14 protein-coding genes and 1 pseudogene are annotated in these 16,257 nt (G+C 39.9%); 3 read left to right on the top strand and 12 right to left on the bottom strand.

What is annotated here, in order from left to right:
- The 5 genes from fliG to EU510_RS00130 form a co-directional block, all read right to left on the bottom strand.
- Complete coding sequence (gene fliG / locus EU510_RS00150; RefSeq protein WP_149591752.1) at window positions 1-1,041, bottom strand: flagellar motor switch protein FliG; 1,041 nt, start codon at window positions 1,039-1,041, stop codon at window positions 1-3.
- Window positions 1,034-2,749: a flagellar basal-body MS-ring/collar protein FliF gene (fliF, locus tag EU510_RS00145; protein WP_149591751.1), complete on the bottom strand. Its 1,716-nt coding sequence runs from the start codon at window positions 2,747-2,749 to the stop codon at window positions 1,034-1,036. The genes fliG and fliF overlap by 8 nt, the downstream gene beginning before the upstream one ends.
- Before the next feature lie 20 nt (window positions 2,750-2,769).
- A complete protein-coding gene (gene fliE / locus EU510_RS00140) occupies window positions 2,770-3,102 on the bottom strand; it encodes a flagellar hook-basal body complex protein FliE (RefSeq protein WP_149591750.1) in 333 nt (110 codons plus the stop codon).
- 156 nt (window positions 3,103-3,258) lie between these two features.
- Window positions 3,259-4,725, bottom strand: coding sequence for a sigma-54-dependent transcriptional regulator (locus tag EU510_RS00135; RefSeq protein WP_149591749.1), 1,467 nt, complete (start codon window positions 4,723-4,725; stop codon window positions 3,259-3,261).
- Entirely contained in the window at window positions 4,722-5,834 is a 1,113-nt protein-coding gene (locus tag EU510_RS00130) for a sensor histidine kinase (protein WP_149591748.1), read from the bottom strand. Before EU510_RS00130 ends, EU510_RS00135 begins: the two co-directional genes overlap by 4 nt.
- 132 nt (window positions 5,835-5,966) lie before the next feature.
- Here EU510_RS00130 and EU510_RS00125 point away from each other — a divergent pair, with 132 nt between their 5' ends.
- Window positions 5,967-6,563, top strand: a complete 597-nt coding sequence (locus EU510_RS00125; protein ID WP_149591747.1) for a DNA-3-methyladenine glycosylase I — start codon at window positions 5,967-5,969, stop codon at window positions 6,561-6,563.
- 306 nt (window positions 6,564-6,869) lie between these two features.
- Here EU510_RS00125 and EU510_RS00120 read toward each other — a convergent pair whose 3' ends face one another.
- The gene (locus EU510_RS00120) at window positions 6,870-8,306 is read right to left on the bottom strand and encodes a sigma-54 dependent transcriptional regulator (RefSeq protein ID WP_149591746.1); all 1,437 of its coding nucleotides are present in this window, start codon (window positions 8,304-8,306) and stop codon (window positions 6,870-6,872) included.
- A gap of 413 nt (window positions 8,307-8,719) precedes the next feature.
- Here EU510_RS00120 and fliS point away from each other — a divergent pair, with 413 nt between their 5' ends.
- Window positions 8,720-9,121: a flagellar export chaperone FliS gene (fliS, locus tag EU510_RS00115; protein ID WP_149591745.1), complete on the top strand. Its 402-nt coding sequence runs from the start codon at window positions 8,720-8,722 to the stop codon at window positions 9,119-9,121.
- An 8-nt stretch (window positions 9,122-9,129) separates the two neighbouring features.
- On the top strand, window positions 9,130-9,444 hold the full coding sequence (locus tag EU510_RS00110; RefSeq protein WP_149591744.1) for a hypothetical protein: 315 nt from the start codon (window positions 9,130-9,132) through the stop codon (window positions 9,442-9,444).
- 93 nt (window positions 9,445-9,537) lie between these two features.
- Here EU510_RS00110 and fliD read toward each other — a convergent pair whose 3' ends face one another.
- The 6 genes and pseudogenes from fliD to flgL all read right to left on the bottom strand — a co-directional run bounded on the left by fliD (window position 9,538) and on the right by flgL (window position 16,255).
- Window positions 9,538-10,968, bottom strand: a complete 1,431-nt coding sequence (gene fliD / locus EU510_RS00105) for a flagellar filament capping protein FliD (RefSeq protein ID WP_149591743.1) — start codon at window positions 10,966-10,968, stop codon at window positions 9,538-9,540.
- A 61-nt stretch (window positions 10,969-11,029) separates the two neighbouring features.
- Window positions 11,030-11,455 carry a flagellar protein FlaG gene (locus EU510_RS00100; protein WP_149591742.1) on the bottom strand — a complete coding sequence of 142 codons (426 nt, stop codon included), beginning with the start codon at window positions 11,453-11,455 and terminating at the stop codon, window positions 11,030-11,032.
- 151 nt (window positions 11,456-11,606) lie between these two features.
- Complete coding sequence (locus tag EU510_RS20150; protein ID WP_410477401.1) at window positions 11,607-12,305, bottom strand: flagellin; 699 nt, start codon at window positions 12,303-12,305, stop codon at window positions 11,607-11,609.
- 339 nt (window positions 12,306-12,644) lie between these two features.
- Window positions 12,645-13,004: pseudogene (locus tag EU510_RS20145) on the bottom strand (flagellin); the annotation flags it as partial.
- Between the two features lie 309 nt (window positions 13,005-13,313).
- Window positions 13,314-14,717 (bottom strand): flagellin, encoded by a 1,404-nt coding sequence (locus EU510_RS00090; RefSeq protein ID WP_149591740.1) that lies wholly within the window; start codon window positions 14,715-14,717, stop codon window positions 13,314-13,316.
- Window positions 14,718-14,980: 263 nt separating this feature from the next.
- Complete coding sequence (flgL, locus tag EU510_RS00085; RefSeq protein ID WP_149591739.1) at window positions 14,981-16,255, bottom strand: flagellar hook-associated protein FlgL; 1,275 nt, start codon at window positions 16,253-16,255, stop codon at window positions 14,981-14,983.
- Window positions 16,256-16,257 lie beyond the last annotated feature (2 nt).

Raw genomic sequence — 16,257 nt, 5'->3', positions numbered from 1 at the left:
TTACAGGAACTCCTCGCCACCGCCGCCGCCCAGCTGAATTTCACCCGAGTCAGACAAACGACGCGCTGTTGATAAAATCTCTTTTTGCGCCGCTTCTACTTCGCTTATACGTACCGGTGCCATAGCTTCTAAGTCATCAGCAAGCATTTCGGCTGCACGCTTAGACATATTACCCAGTATTTTATCTTTAAGTGCATCATCAGCACCCTTAATTGCTTTCATTAGTACGTCTTGTTGTACTTCTCGTAGGATTGCTTGAATACCACGGTCTTCAACATCCATTAAGTTTTCAAACACAAACATTAAGTCTTGAATTTGCTGCGACATCTCTTCATCATGTTCACGAATAGAGTCCATTAACTGCCCTTCAACGTTAGTATCAAGGTAATTCAAAATATCTGCGGCAGCCTTCAACCCACCCATTTTAGCAGCTTGCGCACCTGCTTGGCCGGCAAATTGTTTTTCCATTATTTCGTTTAGCTCTTGCAGTGCTGCTGGCTGAACTTCTTCAAGGTTTGCAATACGCATGGTTAAATCTAAGCGTACTTTTTCAGGAAACTGAGAAATAATTTCTGCTGACTGCTCTGGTTCTAAATATGATAATACAATGGTTTGAATTTGCGGATGCTCATTGCGAATAATACTAGCGACCTGCTTAGAGTCCATCCATTTTAATGAATCCAAGCCTTTAGCACCTGAGCCCATAACAATTTGGTCAATAAGACTAGCGGCTTTGTCTTCACCAAGTGCTGCTGTAAGCGCTTTTTTAATAAAGTCTTCCGACTGAAAACCAATGGTACTAAAGCTTTGAATTTGTTCTATAAACAAGTTGTGTACAGCGCTAATTTTAGCTTGAGATAAATCCTGTAGCCCAGCCATTGCCATACCCACTTTTTGCACCTGTTTAGGCTCTAAGTGTTTAAGGATTTGCGCGGCATCTTCTTCTGATAAACTCAAAAGTAATATAGCGGCTTTATCTACCCCATCTAGCTTATCAACATCAAAAGCTGCTGGGAGTTGTTTTTGTTCTTGATCAGTCATCTTCTGTTAACCACGCTTTCACTACTTGTGATGATAGTTCTGGTTCGTTAGCTACAAGGGCACGAATTGCTTTAAGTAAATCTTCGTCGCCATGTAAATCTGGTAACTGCAGTGTACCATCACTTGAGAAACCAACCGAAGCAGAATCAAAGTCTTTATTTAGCATATCAAGTGTATTGTCGCCAATATCTACGCCCGAGCTTAATGCATCGTCATCGTACTCTTCTAGTGTATCGTCTGGGTAAATTAAGCGTTTAAGCATTGGTTTAACTACTGCCATTATCAATACAATGATAACTAAGGCTCCCAATACAAGGCGGGCTATTTTCATAAACCAATCTTGTTCCCACAGCGGCACTTCTATGGCTAAATCTGTTGCTTCGCGTACAAACGGCACTGTAACTACTTCAAGCGCATCGCCACGTTGCATATCAAAACCCACACCACCTTGTAGTAAGCGACGAATATTTGACAATGCCTCTACCGAGCGCGGAGTCATGGTTGTTTCGCCGTTTTCTCCCACTTTAGGAATGTAGTCAACAGCAACCGATACACTTATTCTGCGTATTACACCACTTTGCTGGCGCTTATGCGAAATGGTTGTATCGAGTTCATAATTACGTGTTGCTTCTTTGTGGCTACGTGTTGGTGACGTAGCAGTACCTGCGCCGCCTTGTCCTGCAACTTCAGGAATATTTGAGTTAAGCGGTGGCTGATTTGTAAGCGCACCAGGAATACCAACAGCTAGGCCGCCAATGTTATTTTCTTCAAATGTGGTTTCGCTTCTAACCGCTGGTAGATCTGGGTTATAACGCTTTTGAGTTTCCTCAACTGAGCTAAAGTCCATGCTCAAATCAACTTGGGCCGTGTAGTTTGCAAGCCCAACAACCGGTATTAAAATACTATCTATTTTTTCAAGGTACTCTTGTTCGCGCTTACGCTCTAAATCGTATTCTTTACGAGAGCGTGCTGCTAATGAGCTTTGCGAACCTGAATTTAATAGTCGACCGTTTTGGTCGGTAACCGTAACGCGTGCTGGCTCTAAACCTTGCACTGCTGAGGCAATCATATCAACAACAGAGTCTACTTCTTCACGGTCAAGTGAGCGACCACGCTTAAGCGTCAATACAACGGTAGCTGATGGTTTTTTCTCTCTACGGGCAAATACATTTTCTTTAGGAATGGCTAACAATACTTTGGCGCGAGTAATGTTATTTAGCTCTTCAATAGTGCGTGCTAATTGCTGTTCACGACCATGCTTTAAGCGTTCACGCTCTAAGCGTTGGCTTACACCAAAGCCCATATCTTGCATAATTATATCGGAACCCGACGCAGGACCTTGCTCTAACCCTTCGCGGGTCATTAACAGTTTAATATTTTGGTATTCACTTTCGTCAACCGATACAACGTTGCCATCGAGTTGATATTCAATTTGTTGTGCATCTAAAAAGTCTAATGTTTGAATAAGCTCTTCTGTTTGCATTTTGCCTAACGGGCGCATATCTGGCTGACGAGCCCAAATAATAATGAAAATCGCGATGGCTAAACAAATAGCCAATGCTATAACCAATGTTACTTGGCGCAATACATCAACGCCATTTAAAGCACTTAAATAGCCTGATTTTTGTTCTTGTTGATCATCACCACCACTTTGGTCGATACCGCCACCAGCAAGTGCTAGGTCTGTAGATTGGTTAGATTGCGCCACAATAATTCTCCACTACCTAATTAAACAGGCATGTTCATGATTTCTTTATAAGCTTCAACAAGTTTATTACGAACCTGTACTGTAGCCTCAAAAGCAACTGACGATTTTTGAGAAGCAATCATCGCCTCAGCAAGCGATACACTTCGGTCCCCCATTTCAACCGCTTTTACTTTTTGACCCGCATCTTGCTGTAAACCATGCACTGTATTTAGTGCATCACTTAGCATGTCGCCAAACTGGGAAGTAGAAGTAGGCTGAATTTGAGTCGGCAACTTTTCAATTTGATTATTACGGCCGGCTTCTAAAGCCATTGATTGCATTTCTTGAAATGCAGCACTGTTTTGAATTTTCATAATTTATCTCTGACACGCAGTGAACTCTTATAAGTAATAAAGCACAAAGCGTGCCAAGTAATTAATCATTTAAATACAAAGAGTTAACTTGTTTTTTTGTGAGTCAGAGTTTTGACAACCCTAAGTTTGCGGTGCAAACTTAGGGTTTATAGGAGGTTATGCAGGGAGTGAAATACCTAAGTCGCGCATTTGCGCTAATTTATAACGTAAAGTTCGTGGGCTTATTCCCAACGTTTCGGCAACGTCTTTACGTTTACCTTGGCAACGTGCAAGGGTTTCTAAAATAATACGATGCTCTTTGTCTTTAAGCTCATCTTTATAGCTACCAGTATCTGCTGCTAGTAAGCCTGGCTTAGATTCAACCTCAGCTGATGATTTTTCATCGTAGTAAGCAGAGCTTAACGCGCTTTTCTCAATGTCTTGAGCTTCGTGAGCTAATTCTGTTGGCGATACTGTTTGCGCCGGTGCCAATGATGGCTCCATAACAAAGTTACTAGGCGCTAAATTTTCGATAAAAATAGCATGCTCGTTTATTGTATCGCCACTTCGCAGTATAAGTGCACGCTGTATAACGTTATCAAGCTCGCGTACATTACCAGGCCACGCATGAGCCAATAACTTTTGCTCAGCAGCTTTATCTAAATATGCCATGGGCTCTTTGCTTTTACTTATATGGCGCTCAATTAAATGCTTAGCCAATACAATAATATCGCCAGGGCGTTGGCTCAATGGTCGCCACATAAGTGGAAAAACATTAAGCCTGTAATATAAATCTTCTCTAAACTGGTTTATAGCAACCGCTTCTTTCAAATCACGATTACTTGTTGCCAAAATACGTACATTGAGCTGAATTGTTTTACGGCCACCTAAACGCTCTACTTCCCGCTCTTGCAGTACGCGTAACAGTTTAGCTTGTAGCCCTAAGTCCATCTCAGTAATTTCATCAAGTAAAATAGTGCCGCCTTGTGCTTGCTCAAACTTACCCGGACATGCTTGAATCGCGCCCGTAAAGGCCCCTTTTTCGTAACCAAATAACGTGGCTTCGAGCATATTTTCAGGAATAGCCGCGCAGTTAATCGCCACAAATGGCTCATTACATCGGCTCGACTTATCATGAATATAACGCGCAAGTACTTCCTTACCCGAACCACTTGGGCCAAGTACCATTACACTTGCATCAGAGCGTGCTACTTTACTTGCAAGCTCCAATAATTGAATACTAGTTGGGTCAGCAACAACGGGGCCGTCGGTTTCTTTTGCTTTTTCAGGCAAATAACGGCTCACCATATTTAACAGCACTTCAGGTGCAAATGGTTTTGCCATGTAGTCAATTGCACCTAGGCGCATGGCCTCTACCGCATCGTCAATTGTGGCATACGCAGTCATCATCAATACAGGTAAATCAGGGTGGTTTAATTTAATACTACGTAGTAAATCAAGTCCACTCATTGCGCCCATTTGCACGTCGCTTACAACAAGCGAAAATTGATCTTTTTTAAGCAGTAACATTGCTTGCTCAGCACTGCTCGCTGCAACACATTCAATACCTGACATTTCAAGAGTATCTATTAAGGCTTCACGAAGCCCTGCGTCATCTTCGACAACTAAAATAGTGTTACTCATAATGACCCCTCTAATTTAGTTGTTGCCTTAATAGGCAGTAACAAGCTAAAGCAGGCACCACCCTGCGTATTATTAGTCACATCAACACAGCCTTGGTGCGCACTAGCCACCGAACTTACTACCGCAAGCCCTAAACCTGTGCCCTGACTTTTTGTAGTAAAAAATGGTTCAAAAATTTTATCGCTTTGGCTTAAATCAACACCTGGGCCATTGTCGCTCACACTAATACGAACCATATCTAAATCTTTTAAATCCCTTTGTGCGCTAATTTTTACTTTTGCGCCGCTGCCAATAACTTGAATACTATTGTGCACAAGATTTTGAATAGCACTGGCCAATGCCGTTTTATTACCGACTATTTGTATATCTGGCTCTGGTAAGCTTACATCCAGCTCACTTTCATTAAGTGCGACCATCGCATCAGCGCCCGCTTTAACTTCTGTTAAAAGCTGCTGCATTGAAACTTGCTCAACAACTTGCTGATCGCCACTTTTAGCAAATAACAGCATGTCGTTAACTTGGGTTTCTAAGTCTTTTAAGCGCGACATTAACTTTGTTTGAAAATTATCACGAGATGCTTCGGGTAAGCGTTTTGAGCCTAAATTAGCAGCGTATAACATAGCCGCAGAAAGAGGCGTACGAACTTGATGCGCCAATGATGCAACCATTTTACCCAGCGCGCTTAATCGCTGCATATGTGCAACACGTTTTTGTAAGCGGCGGGTTTCGGTTAAGTCCGTCATTAAAATAAGTTGCCCAGGCTCTGGTGCTAAAGCAGTAATATCAAGCTTTATTAGGCGTCCGTCTTTTAAAGACACTTCATGGCCATCATCTTGATGTGGCCTAAAAGAGCGCTGAATAACATTAAACCAGCGTTCGCCTTCAAGTGGCTCGCCAAGCATATCAATCGCTATTTGATTCGCTTTTGCAACCAACCCTTTGCCATCAAGTACAACCACACCTGCAGGCATGGTATCAACCAAGTGCGAAAGCCAACTTGCTTGCTTGCGCAGATCGCTTAATTCACCAATGTACTCCTCTTGAAGTAAACATGGGTTATACTGATTTGCAGAAAAAAACTGTGGTTTTAGCACGCTAGCCAGGGCCATAATCAAATCTCGAATTGATGTAGATATATGTCTAAATGCACGATTTATACCAAAATTTATTTACATACTTATCATTAAGTTACATCAATAATTTGAGCGACATAAAAATGACGCACACAAAAAGGAATAACAATGAGTGAGCAAATAAAGTGCCGTTGCCCGTGGCTCGATACCACTAAACCCGACTACGTTATTTACCATGATGAAGAATGGGGCGACCCCCTTTATGATGATACAAAGCTATTTGAATTTATCACGCTCGAATCCGCGCAAGCGGGCTTAAGTTGGTACACTATTTTAAAAAAACGCAGCGGTTATAAAAAAGCATTTGCTAATTTTGATGTGCACAAAGTAGCTAAATATACAGCACAGGACATTGAGCGACTCATGCTTGATGAAGGTATTGTGCGTAACCGCTTAAAAATTGCGGCAACCGTCAACAACGCAAAGCGCTTTATAGAAATACAAAAAGAATTTGGAAGTTTTAGTAACTACCAATGGCAGTTTGTGGGTAATAAACCGATTATAAGTAATTTAAATAACGCTGAGGACTACCCTGCAATTACAGAGGCATCAACTGCATTTGCGAAAGATTTAAAAAAGCGGGGTTTTAAGTTTTTAGGCCCCACAACGGTATACGCACATATGCAGGCATGCGGTATGGTTAACGATCATAGTAATGATTGTTTTAGAAAAGAAGAAATTATTAAGGCTTTTAGTAGTAAGTGATTAAAAGCCATAAAAGTGCTCTGTTCACAAAGAGGGTAAGAGACGCTTCGCTTTAGAGAAGTAACGCGTAAGTTAACTATGGTTTCTCATTTGCCCTCGTGTTTAAGTAATTAAAAGCTGCGCTTTTCACTCGAGCAAGCTCAGCGTAACAACAAAAGTAAAAACCGTGTAGGTGCGAATTTACTTCGCGCTTTTGCTAATATTTTTTAAGTAAAGTGCGGTATAAAACCGCACCTACAACGAGGGGTTATTTATCTACTGTATTTGGCCAATTTATAACTAAACACTGACAGCTGCTTTTAAACCTTAATCTCGTGAAAGATTATACTTTTTCATTTTCTCAACGAGTGTTGTTCTGCGTACACCTAGTATTTCTGCAGCGCGCGCTACAACGTAATCATAGCGCTCTAACGCTTGGGTTATTAAGCTAATTTCAAGTTCGGCTAAGTAGTCTTTAAGTTCAATACCATCATCAGGCAATAGCCCACTACCCGTTTGGCTAAACTCAGCGTCTGGCTCACTTTCGTAATCACTAAAGCCTGTGCTAAATATGTCGTTAAAGGCGTCTTTTTCCATTAACTCTTCAGGGTATTCTGGCTCGTAGGCTTCAACTTCAATGTAACGATATTTGTTAGGTAAATCAGGAATATCAACCACTTTGTCAGGGAACATAATAACCATACGCTCCACCAAATTAGCAAGCTCACGAATATTACCAGGCCAAGCATGTTCTTTTAAACTCTCAACTGCGCGCTCGGTAAACTTAGCGGTAGAACCTGTTTGGTCGTTAACACGGCGCATTAACTCTTTTAAAAGCAGCGGAATGTCATCAGCTCGCTCACTCAGCGATGGATTTTCGATAGGAAATACATTTAAGCGGTAATATAAATCTTCCCTAAAACTACCCTCTTCAATCATTGTTTCAAGATTACGATGCGTGGCTGCAATAACGCGTACATCAGCTTGGATAGCCTTTGTACCACCAACACGTTCGTAGCTGCGTTCTTGCAATACTCGCAGCAACTTAACTTGCATTTGTAGTGGCATATCGCCTATTTCATCTAAAAATAGTGTTCCACCTTGAGCTAGTTCAAACCGCCCTTTACGAGCCGATATAGCACCCGTAAATGCGCCTTTTTCGTGGCCAAATAGTTCGCTTTCGAGCAGCTCTGCCGGAATAGCACCACAGTTAACAGGCACAAATGGCCCGGTATTACGCTTAGACAATAAATGCACATTGCGCGCTACAACCTCTTTACCTGTGCCTGATTCACCTAAAATTAAAACATTGGCATCGGTTTTTGCCACTTGTTCAATTAAAAAGCGAACACCTTTAACCGCATCGGTTTCACCAACAAGACCATCAAACGTTTTGTGTGGTTTACTGTGCTTATGCTCATTTGGCAACATGCGCTGATACTGCTGGCAATCGTGAAGTAACTGCGTTGTCACTTCGTGATTAAATGGCTCGCAAATAAGCCCCACCACATTAGCTATGCTTAATAGTGGTTTTAGCGTTTCGCCAATTAATAAAAACGGTAGAGTTGGATAGCGTTTAATTAAGCTTTCATGGTCAAGTGATTGCAACGCTCCTAAAATAATCATGCATTCTTGCTGCTGATATTTTTTGCATTCTTGTTCAAAGCAGTCTTCGCTTAATAGTTGTACAGCTTCACCAATAAAGCCAAGTGAAGCATTTAATCCTATTGCGCGGTTGTTATTATTATCTAAAATCAAGATCATATTTAGCGAGCCGTACTTTCACTAATTTGTATAATTAGTTAAATTGTAAGCCAGTTCAGCATGGATGCAAGCAATAGCGGCAGTTTTTTGACATAAACGCCAAAAAACAGACGGACTAGTTAAGTCAATCATACTTAATAGTTAATCATTAAGTATGGGTTGTAGTTTTAACTTAGTTATTACTTAACGATTACCTAAATACAACCTAGCTCTGAAAATTAATTTACTCGGCAATAAAAATGCTATTGTTAGTAAATAAACTCAATTATAAATTTAAGTTGAAGTTACAAATGCCGATACATACATAAGTAAAAATGCTTGGCATTAATATTGCTTTGTTTTTATAAAAGTTTTATTAAAGTTTTTATATTAGCTTTCACATAATTTTATTGTTTTAAATTTTAGGATTTTCCATGGTTCATGTCTCAGTAAAAAAATACGGTCAAGTTCGTGCTAGTAGTATTGCCGAAATGACTCCTTACGAACAAATAAACCTTATATTTAGTAATATTATCGGCCGTTTAGCAGCTACAAAAGGGTTTATTGAGCGCAAAGAAATAGCTAAAAAAGGTGAGAACATTTCAGCCTGTGTTTTATTATTTGGTGCCCTACAAGACGCACTTAATTTAGAAGTAGAGCAAGACCCTAGTATTTCTAACAATTTATTGGCACTTTACGACTACTGCCAACGCCGTTTAACGCAAGCAAACATAAACAACGATATTGAAGCAATTATGGAAGTATCAAGTATTGTTAAAGAAATTAAAGAAGGTTGGAATAATATTCCGCTAGATCAACGCAGCCCTGCGGTTTAATTTAAACTATGGACTCGCCAACATCTTCGCAGCAACTAACAAGCCATGCAGAGCAAATACAAACACTGCTTAGTAACATTGAAGTATTAGTAAATGATAATAATGCAGACGAAGCTCCGCCTTTTTTAAATACTTTAAACACTAAACTAAAACAATGGTGCGAAAACAGTGAAGGCCCAAGCGCAGAGCAATTAGAATTAATTCAGCTTCGTATAAATACTATTTTAGTAAAAGCAAATAGCGCTAAAAACGAGTCATCTAAAGCCATTATTAAACAAAAAAAATCTGGTAAGGCAATTAAAGCTTATAAAGCAGCCAATTAAAATTAACCTCAAACAGTAAATATAAAAAACCGTTGTAAATAACGGTTTTTTTATGTTTTTATTTAGCTATTAAAACTATATGCTATTTATATATTAAGAGTTATCTCGTACAACCCCAGGCATATTTTCTAGCTGAGCTTGAACATAACTACTGGTGTTATTAAGGCTCGCTACTAATAAGTCCATCGCATTGTATTGAGCGTACAACCTATCAGATAAAGACTCCATTTTACTAGCAAGGTCCAAGCGCTGGTCATCTATGTCATCAAGTTGATTTGTTTTGCTGTCTATTCGGTTTTGAATAATACCGTCGGAGTCTGTATAAAAGCTTAACTTTTCGTCAAACGACTGTGCAAAACCATCATCGCCATTACCTATAAAAAACTGTTGAACTAAATCTACATCTGCATCTATTTGCTCGTCGAGTGTTTCTGTATTTAGGGTTAAAACACCGTAGCGGTCTGTTTCTACACCTAACTGCGAAAGCGATAACGAGTTACCATCGCCTAAATCAACGGGATTTGTTATTTCGCTACGAAGCTTTGACATAACGCCACGAAGCAGTGAAYCCCCCGCCATAACGCCTGCGCCACCTTCGCCGGAGGCACCCAAGTTATTACTAAGCTCTAACAGTTCGTTATAACTTGAAATAAAACTATTTAAACCTGTTTTAATATTATTGTTATTCTCAGTAACTGATATATCGCTTAAATCGTCAGTGGCGTGCAATTTTTTTGCGGTGATATCCACGCCATCAATTACATTACTAAATTCATTGGTATTGCTTGATACAGTTAACGTGCCATCAATCGTTATTTGCGCATTTTGTGCAGCATTAACTTGCGTTAAATTAGTTGTGTGGTTAGCAGGGTCTGCGTCTGATACATCGTAAGCTAATCGAGAAAGTCCGTCTGTATCAGTATTATTACCGTCATCGTCTTGTACGGTAATTGTTATAGCGTTGTCTTCGCCGGTTTCTTTACTAGTAAGTACTAAATGCTGACCGGTATCACTGGTTATTATAGTGGCGACAACCGAATCATTACTATCACTGCCAGTAAAAGGGCCGTTATTAATTTGGTCGCGTAAATCTTCTAACGTGTTTGTAGCCGATAAAACCGTAGAAAAACTATTGTCTCCCGAGCCTATTGTAATAACACCCGCGCCAATGGTTTCGTCTGCTGCAAATGCAGGGGAAGATAATTTATGAGCCTGGGCTAATGCATCCACTTTTACGTTGTAGCTACCTGGTTGAGCGTCTTTGTCTGAACTAATAGATATAAAATCATCATTACCCGAAGCGGTGCGCTTTTGATAATTATCACTATCACCTAAAGCTTCCATTGAGGTTTGTACTTTCTCAAGCGCAGACTTAAGTGCACCAACGGCTGAAATATCCGTTGTTAATTTGCCTTCAGTAGTATTTAAACGAGCTTCAGCAGGGGCTTGCTCAGCATTAACTAGCGCATCAACAATGTCTGCTACCGCCAATCCTGAGCCTAAGCCATTAAATGTAATAGACATACTTTACCTCTTTAAATACTCAAAAATAAACTAACTCAGTATTAGTAATTCAAACTACCGACTAAACTGTTTGGTCAATTAAAATACCTGCCGATTCCGACAATTTAGAAACCAAGCTTAATACTTCCTCAGAAGGGTATTGCTTAATAACCTCACCACTGGTTTTATCGAGTACTTTAATTACATCGCGACCTGAATCTTCATCTACTTTAAATTGCAAACTACGGTTCATTTCGCCCATGAAGTCCTGCAATTGTTGCGCCATTTTCTCTAACTGTTCACGCTCTAGCGGCTGAGCTTTTTCATCTTGGTTATTATTGTTATATTGGTTTTGCTGTAACTTTTGTTGATTTTGTGCATCCACCTGCTTTACATCATCAACCGCTCGCTCAGTTAAAGAGTGAGCAGCTTGCCCTACTTGCTTATTATCACCAGCAGTAGGAGTCGGTGATATTGTAACCTCTGCGTTTGAAGTAATTGTATTCATAACAGATTCCTATTTATTAGTTAATTAAACTATAGCTCAATTAAAACCCTTAAACCACAAAAGGAGGTAGCTAAAGCCACCTCCTTTTTTGTAAAACTAATACTGACTTTATGTACTAGCTAGCTAACCATTAAGCTATTACTTTAACTTATTAACCTAATAAGCTAAGTGCTGCTTGTGGTAACTGATTCGCTTGCGACAATATTGACGTACCTGCTTGTTGCAATATTTGGTTCTTCGTCATGTTAGCTGTTTCTGTTGCAAAGTCAGTGTCTTGAATACGACTACGTGATGCAGATACATTCTCTTGAATATTCGCAAGGTTACTGATTGTATGGCCAAAACGGTTTTGAACCGCACCTAAATCAGCACGCTGACTATCTATTTGTGCAAGTGCATCATCAATTACATCAATTGCACTTTGTGAACCTAGTTCTGTTGTTAAATCAATATCTTTAACAGAATCGCCTGTGGCTACAACAGCAACATCACCAGCAGAGTTATCATTTACAGTAAAATCAGCTTTTGAAGATAAAGTAACAACTTCCGTTGTAACTGAAGCTGTCGCTGTAGTTACTGGAGTTCCTGTTTCATTCAAGTTGGTCGCATTTGGAGTCGAAGCGCTATCAGTAAATGTTGCTGCAGCATCAGTACCTGTACCTGTACCTGAAAAAGCAGTCAGTGCAATAGGAGCCCCTGCAGCATTTGCGATTGTGATTGTACCTGAATCATTAACTGCTGTGTAACCATCTATATCATTTATTGAAGCTGCAAGTGTATCAGCATCAGTACCAGTTACATCATTAGACCCGTCCAATGTAAATTCAATTGTGCCGCCATCAAAGTTCATAGCTGAAAGAGTTGCAGTTGTAACATCAGCAACTTCTGCCGTAACGCCATGGTCACCTGTTGTTGCATTAATCGCTGCCGCTTTACCGGCTGCGTCTGATGCACCTGAAGCATCTACATCGTAAGTTTCACCACCTACTGAGAATGAAACGCTTGCAGGTGTAGCAGTGATGTTTGTAGTTGCTTCTAATGAACCAATTTTATCTGCTGCTGTGCTACTTAAGCTAATAGAGATAGTTTCATTGGCATTTGAGCCAATTTGGAAATTTCTTGAACCAAACTCTCCATTTAATAACTGCTGACCACCAAAAGAGGTGGTCTCAGAAATTCGTGTTAACTCGTCTTGTAAAGCGGTTACTTCTTTTTGTAGAGAGGCTCTGTCATCATCAGAGTTTGAACCATTCGCTGATTGTAACGCTAGTTCACGCATACGCTGTAAAATACTAGTAGATTCTTGCATTGAACCTTCAGCAGTTTGCGCCATAGAAATACCATCGTTAGCATTACGCTGCGCTACACCTAAACCGTTTATTTGTGATGTTAAACGGTTTGAAATTTGTAGGCCTGCCGCATCATCTTTTGCGCTATTGATACGCATACCTGATGATAGACGTTCCATAGAAGTTGCTAAGTCAGAACCTGATTGCGATAGGTTACGTTGCGCGTTTAGTGAAGATACATTTGTGTTTACTGAAATCATAATAAAACTCCTGATTACTTTCGTAATGTTGCTATTTTAATTTAACCAAGAGCTGTCACAAATGTATGCTCAGCTCCGTACTGATTAAGTTAACGGCAGGAGGTAAATTATCTTTAGGAGTATTTTAAAAATAAATTAGTTTATTTGCTTAATAAAACATAACAGTCTGTTTCTAAATAAAAAATAGTTATTTCTTGCTTTTTATAACGCATAAATTTATGTTCCAAATAGTTTTTACTATTTCAAAAAACAAAAACGCACTTCAAATTGAAGTGCGTTTATATAAACAGTGACTAGTAAACTAAATAATTAGCCACCTAACAAACTAATTGCAGCTTGTGGTATTTGGTTTGCTTGCGAGAGTATTGACGTACCCGCTTGTTGTAATATTTGGTTTTTAGTCATTTCTGCCGTTTCGGTCGCAAAATCTGTATCTTGGATACGGCTACGTGATGCAGATACATTCTCTTGAATATTCGCAAGGTTACTGATTGTATGGCCAAAACGGTTTTGAACCGCACCTAAATCAGCACGCTGACTATCTATCTGTGCAAGTGCATCATCAATTACATCAATTGCACTTTGTGAACCTAGCTCTGTTGTTAAATCAATATCTTTGACAGTATCGCCTGTAGCTGCAACAGTAACAGGACCAGCAGCGCCATCAGTTACAGTAAAATCAGCTTTTGAAGATAAAGTAACAACTTCCGTTGTAACTGAAGCTGTCGCTGCAGTTACTGGAGTTCCTGTTTCATTCAAGTTGGTCACATTTGGAGTCGAAGCGCTATCAGTAAATGTTGCTGCAGCATCAGTACCTGTACCTGTACCTGAAAAAGCAGTCAGTGCAATAGGAGCCCCTGCAGCATTTGCGATTGTGATTGTACCTGAATCATTAACTGCTGTGTAACCATCTATATCATTTATTGAAGCTGCAAGTGAATCAGCATCAGTACCAGTTACATTATTAGACCCATCCAATGTAAAATCGATTGTGCCGCCATCAAAGTTCATAGCTGAAAGAGTTGCAGTTGTAACATCAGCAACTGCTGCTGTTACACCATGGTCACCTGTTGTTGCATTAATCTCAGCCGCTTTACCTGCTGCGTCTGATGCACCTGAAGCATCTACATCGTAAGTTTCACCATTTACTGCAAATGAAACGATTCCACCTACAGTAGTGATGTTAGTAGTTGCTTCTAATGAACCAATTTTATCTGCGGCTGTGCTACTTAAGCTAATTGAGATGGTTTCGTTAGCATTCGCGCCAACCTGAAAATTTCGAGTCCCGTATGAGCCGTCTAATAATTGCTGTCCTCCGAACGATGTAGTGTCGGAGATTCGCGTCAGCTCTTCTTGTAAGGCAGACACTTCTTTTTGCAATGCATCACGGTCTTCGCTTGAATTTGAACCATTGGCAGACTGCAAGGCAAGCTCTCGCATACGCTGTAGTATATTAGTCGATTCTTGCATAGCGCCTTCTGCGGTTTGCGCCATTGAAATACCATCATTGGCATTACGCTGAGCAACGGCTAGGCCATTTATTTGCGATGTTAATCTGTTTGAAATTTGCAGGCCGGCGGCATCATCTTTCGCGCTATTAATACGCATACCTGATGATAAACGCTCCATTGACGTTGCTAAGCCTTCGCCAGATCTTGTTAGATTACGTTGTGCGTTTAGTGACGACACATTAGTATTTACTGTTAATGCCATTTTACCATCTCCTAGGTTTAAACAGAGTGTGGTTCAACACGATTTAACAGGAACCACTGTTCGATAATTTCTTACACTAAGAAAAGCATTTACTGTGCCAACTTTAACACTTACTTAACTTGTTGTTTTTTATTAATTTTAATGAGTTTTAGTATAGGTAGTATATTTATTCGTAGGAATGACAATTTATTGCCGCTTTTTGAAGAAGATTATTGCCGCTTTGTATTAGCTAAAGCGGCAAGGTATTTCTGCTTATAATGTGTTTATAAGTAATCGAATAACGAAAGGTTAGTTAAACGCCCAAAAGTTGCTTGCGATGCTTGCAGTGCCGTTTCTTGTTTGGTTAGTTCGCTAATAGCTTCTGCCATATCAACTTCAACTAAGTTAGAGCGATTACTTTTATTTTGAATATCGAGCGCTAAGTTTGAATCGCTTACTCTTTCAAGTGCGTTCATACGTCCACCTAAACTTGCTTGCGTAAACACAACTTGTTCGCTGGCATTTTGTAATTGCACTAAGCCATCAGCAAGTACTTGCTGAAAGTCATCACCTTCAAGTGCACCATTGTTAAGGCCGGTAATAAGTGATTGCAGTGTATTAAGTACGTTTTCTTTATGTGGTTTTTCAAGACTAAAATCGAGTTGGCCAGGCGCACTACCCTCAAATTGAATTTTCATACCTGCAAATTCAATTGTATCATCTGTAACTTCACCAGTTTGAGGCGGGGTAAGCGACACACCATCTTGTAAAATTTCATATGTATCTGGATCGTTTGTTGTCGCACCAGCGGTTGTAACTACACTAAAAGTATTTGCTGTAGGTGAAACTGGAGTCGTTGGATCAGCATTGTATTGAGCTTGATGGAACTTATCGAACTCGGCTTGGCCATCAACATAAACAGTGCCTTTAGTAATATTATTTGCAGGTGTTGTTGTTGGTATTTCTGCTTTATTATCGAGTACATTTAATCTGGCATCTGTTTTTTCAAACGTATCAAAGCCGTTATCACTCGCTTTAATTGATACACCTTCAGCTATTGTAATTTGGTGCTGACCTTGGTCGCCTTTATAGCTATATTCACCCACTGCAGAATCAAACTGATATGGCTGCGTGCTGTCTTGGTACCCTGAAAATATAAATTTTCCGTCTTCTGATCGGGTGTTCATTAAGTTAGCTAACGTTTGTTGAATGCCACTAAGCTCTGATGCAAACGTTTTTAAATCGTCTTTAGTGTACACACCATTACCAGCTTGAATAGTGAGCTCTTGCGCTTGTTGAATATTGCTATTGATGCTTTGTAATACGCTTTCTTCAGTTTCAAGGCGGCCATTTAGCTGGTTAATATTTTTAGTGTATTGCTCATTAGTTTGTATTTTATTTGAATACAACATAGCTTGCGAAATAGCAGCTGGCGCTTCTGAGGTGGTTAAATACTTTTCACCGGTTGTTACTCGCTCTTGAGCGCTGGCAACACCTTGTTGGTTGTCGAGTATTTTATTTATGTTGTTTTGGTACATTAAATTATTTGATAAACGCATAA

The sequence above is a fragment of the Pseudoalteromonas sp. FUC4 genome (assembly GCF_008370255.1).
Classification (GTDB): Bacteria; Pseudomonadota; Gammaproteobacteria; order Enterobacterales; family Alteromonadaceae; genus Pseudoalteromonas.
The sequence above is the reverse complement of the archived record's forward strand: the minus strand, read 5'-3'. Positions and strand labels throughout refer to the sequence as shown.

Excerpts from the sequence above, each read along its gene's own strand:
- fliG (WP_149591752.1), bottom strand. The coding sequence starts at position 1,041 with ATGACTGATCAAGAACAAAAACAACTCCCAGCAGCTTTTGATGTTGAT.
- fliE (WP_149591750.1), bottom strand. The coding sequence starts at position 3,102 with ATGAAAATTCAAAACAGTGCTGCATTTCAAGAAATGCAATCAATGGCT.
- EU510_RS00135 (WP_149591749.1), bottom strand. The coding sequence starts at position 4,725 with ATGAGTAACACTATTTTAGTTGTCGAAGATGACGCAGGGCTTCGTGAA.
- EU510_RS00130 (WP_149591748.1), bottom strand. The coding sequence starts at position 5,834 with ATGGCCCTGGCTAGCGTGCTAAAACCACAGTTTTTTTCTGCAAATCAG.
- EU510_RS00125 (WP_149591747.1), top strand. The coding sequence starts at position 5,967 with ATGAGTGAGCAAATAAAGTGCCGTTGCCCGTGGCTCGATACCACTAAA.
- EU510_RS00120 (WP_149591746.1), bottom strand. The coding sequence starts at position 8,306 with ATGATCTTGATTTTAGATAATAATAACAACCGCGCAATAGGATTAAAT.
- fliS (WP_149591745.1), top strand. The coding sequence starts at position 8,720 with ATGGTTCATGTCTCAGTAAAAAAATACGGTCAAGTTCGTGCTAGTAGT.
- EU510_RS00110 (WP_149591744.1), top strand. The coding sequence starts at position 9,130 with ATGGACTCGCCAACATCTTCGCAGCAACTAACAAGCCATGCAGAGCAA.
- EU510_RS00100 (WP_149591742.1), bottom strand. The coding sequence starts at position 11,455 with ATGAATACAATTACTTCAAACGCAGAGGTTACAATATCACCGACTCCT.
- EU510_RS20150 (WP_410477401.1), bottom strand. The coding sequence starts at position 12,305 with ATGAACTTTGATGGCGGCACAATTGAATTTACATTGGACGGGTCTAAT.
- EU510_RS00090 (WP_149591740.1), bottom strand. The coding sequence starts at position 14,717 with ATGGCATTAACAGTAAATACTAATGTGTCGTCACTAAACGCACAACGT.
- flgL (WP_149591739.1), bottom strand. The coding sequence starts at position 16,255 with ATGCGTTTATCAAATAATTTAATGTACCAAAACAACATAAATAAAATA.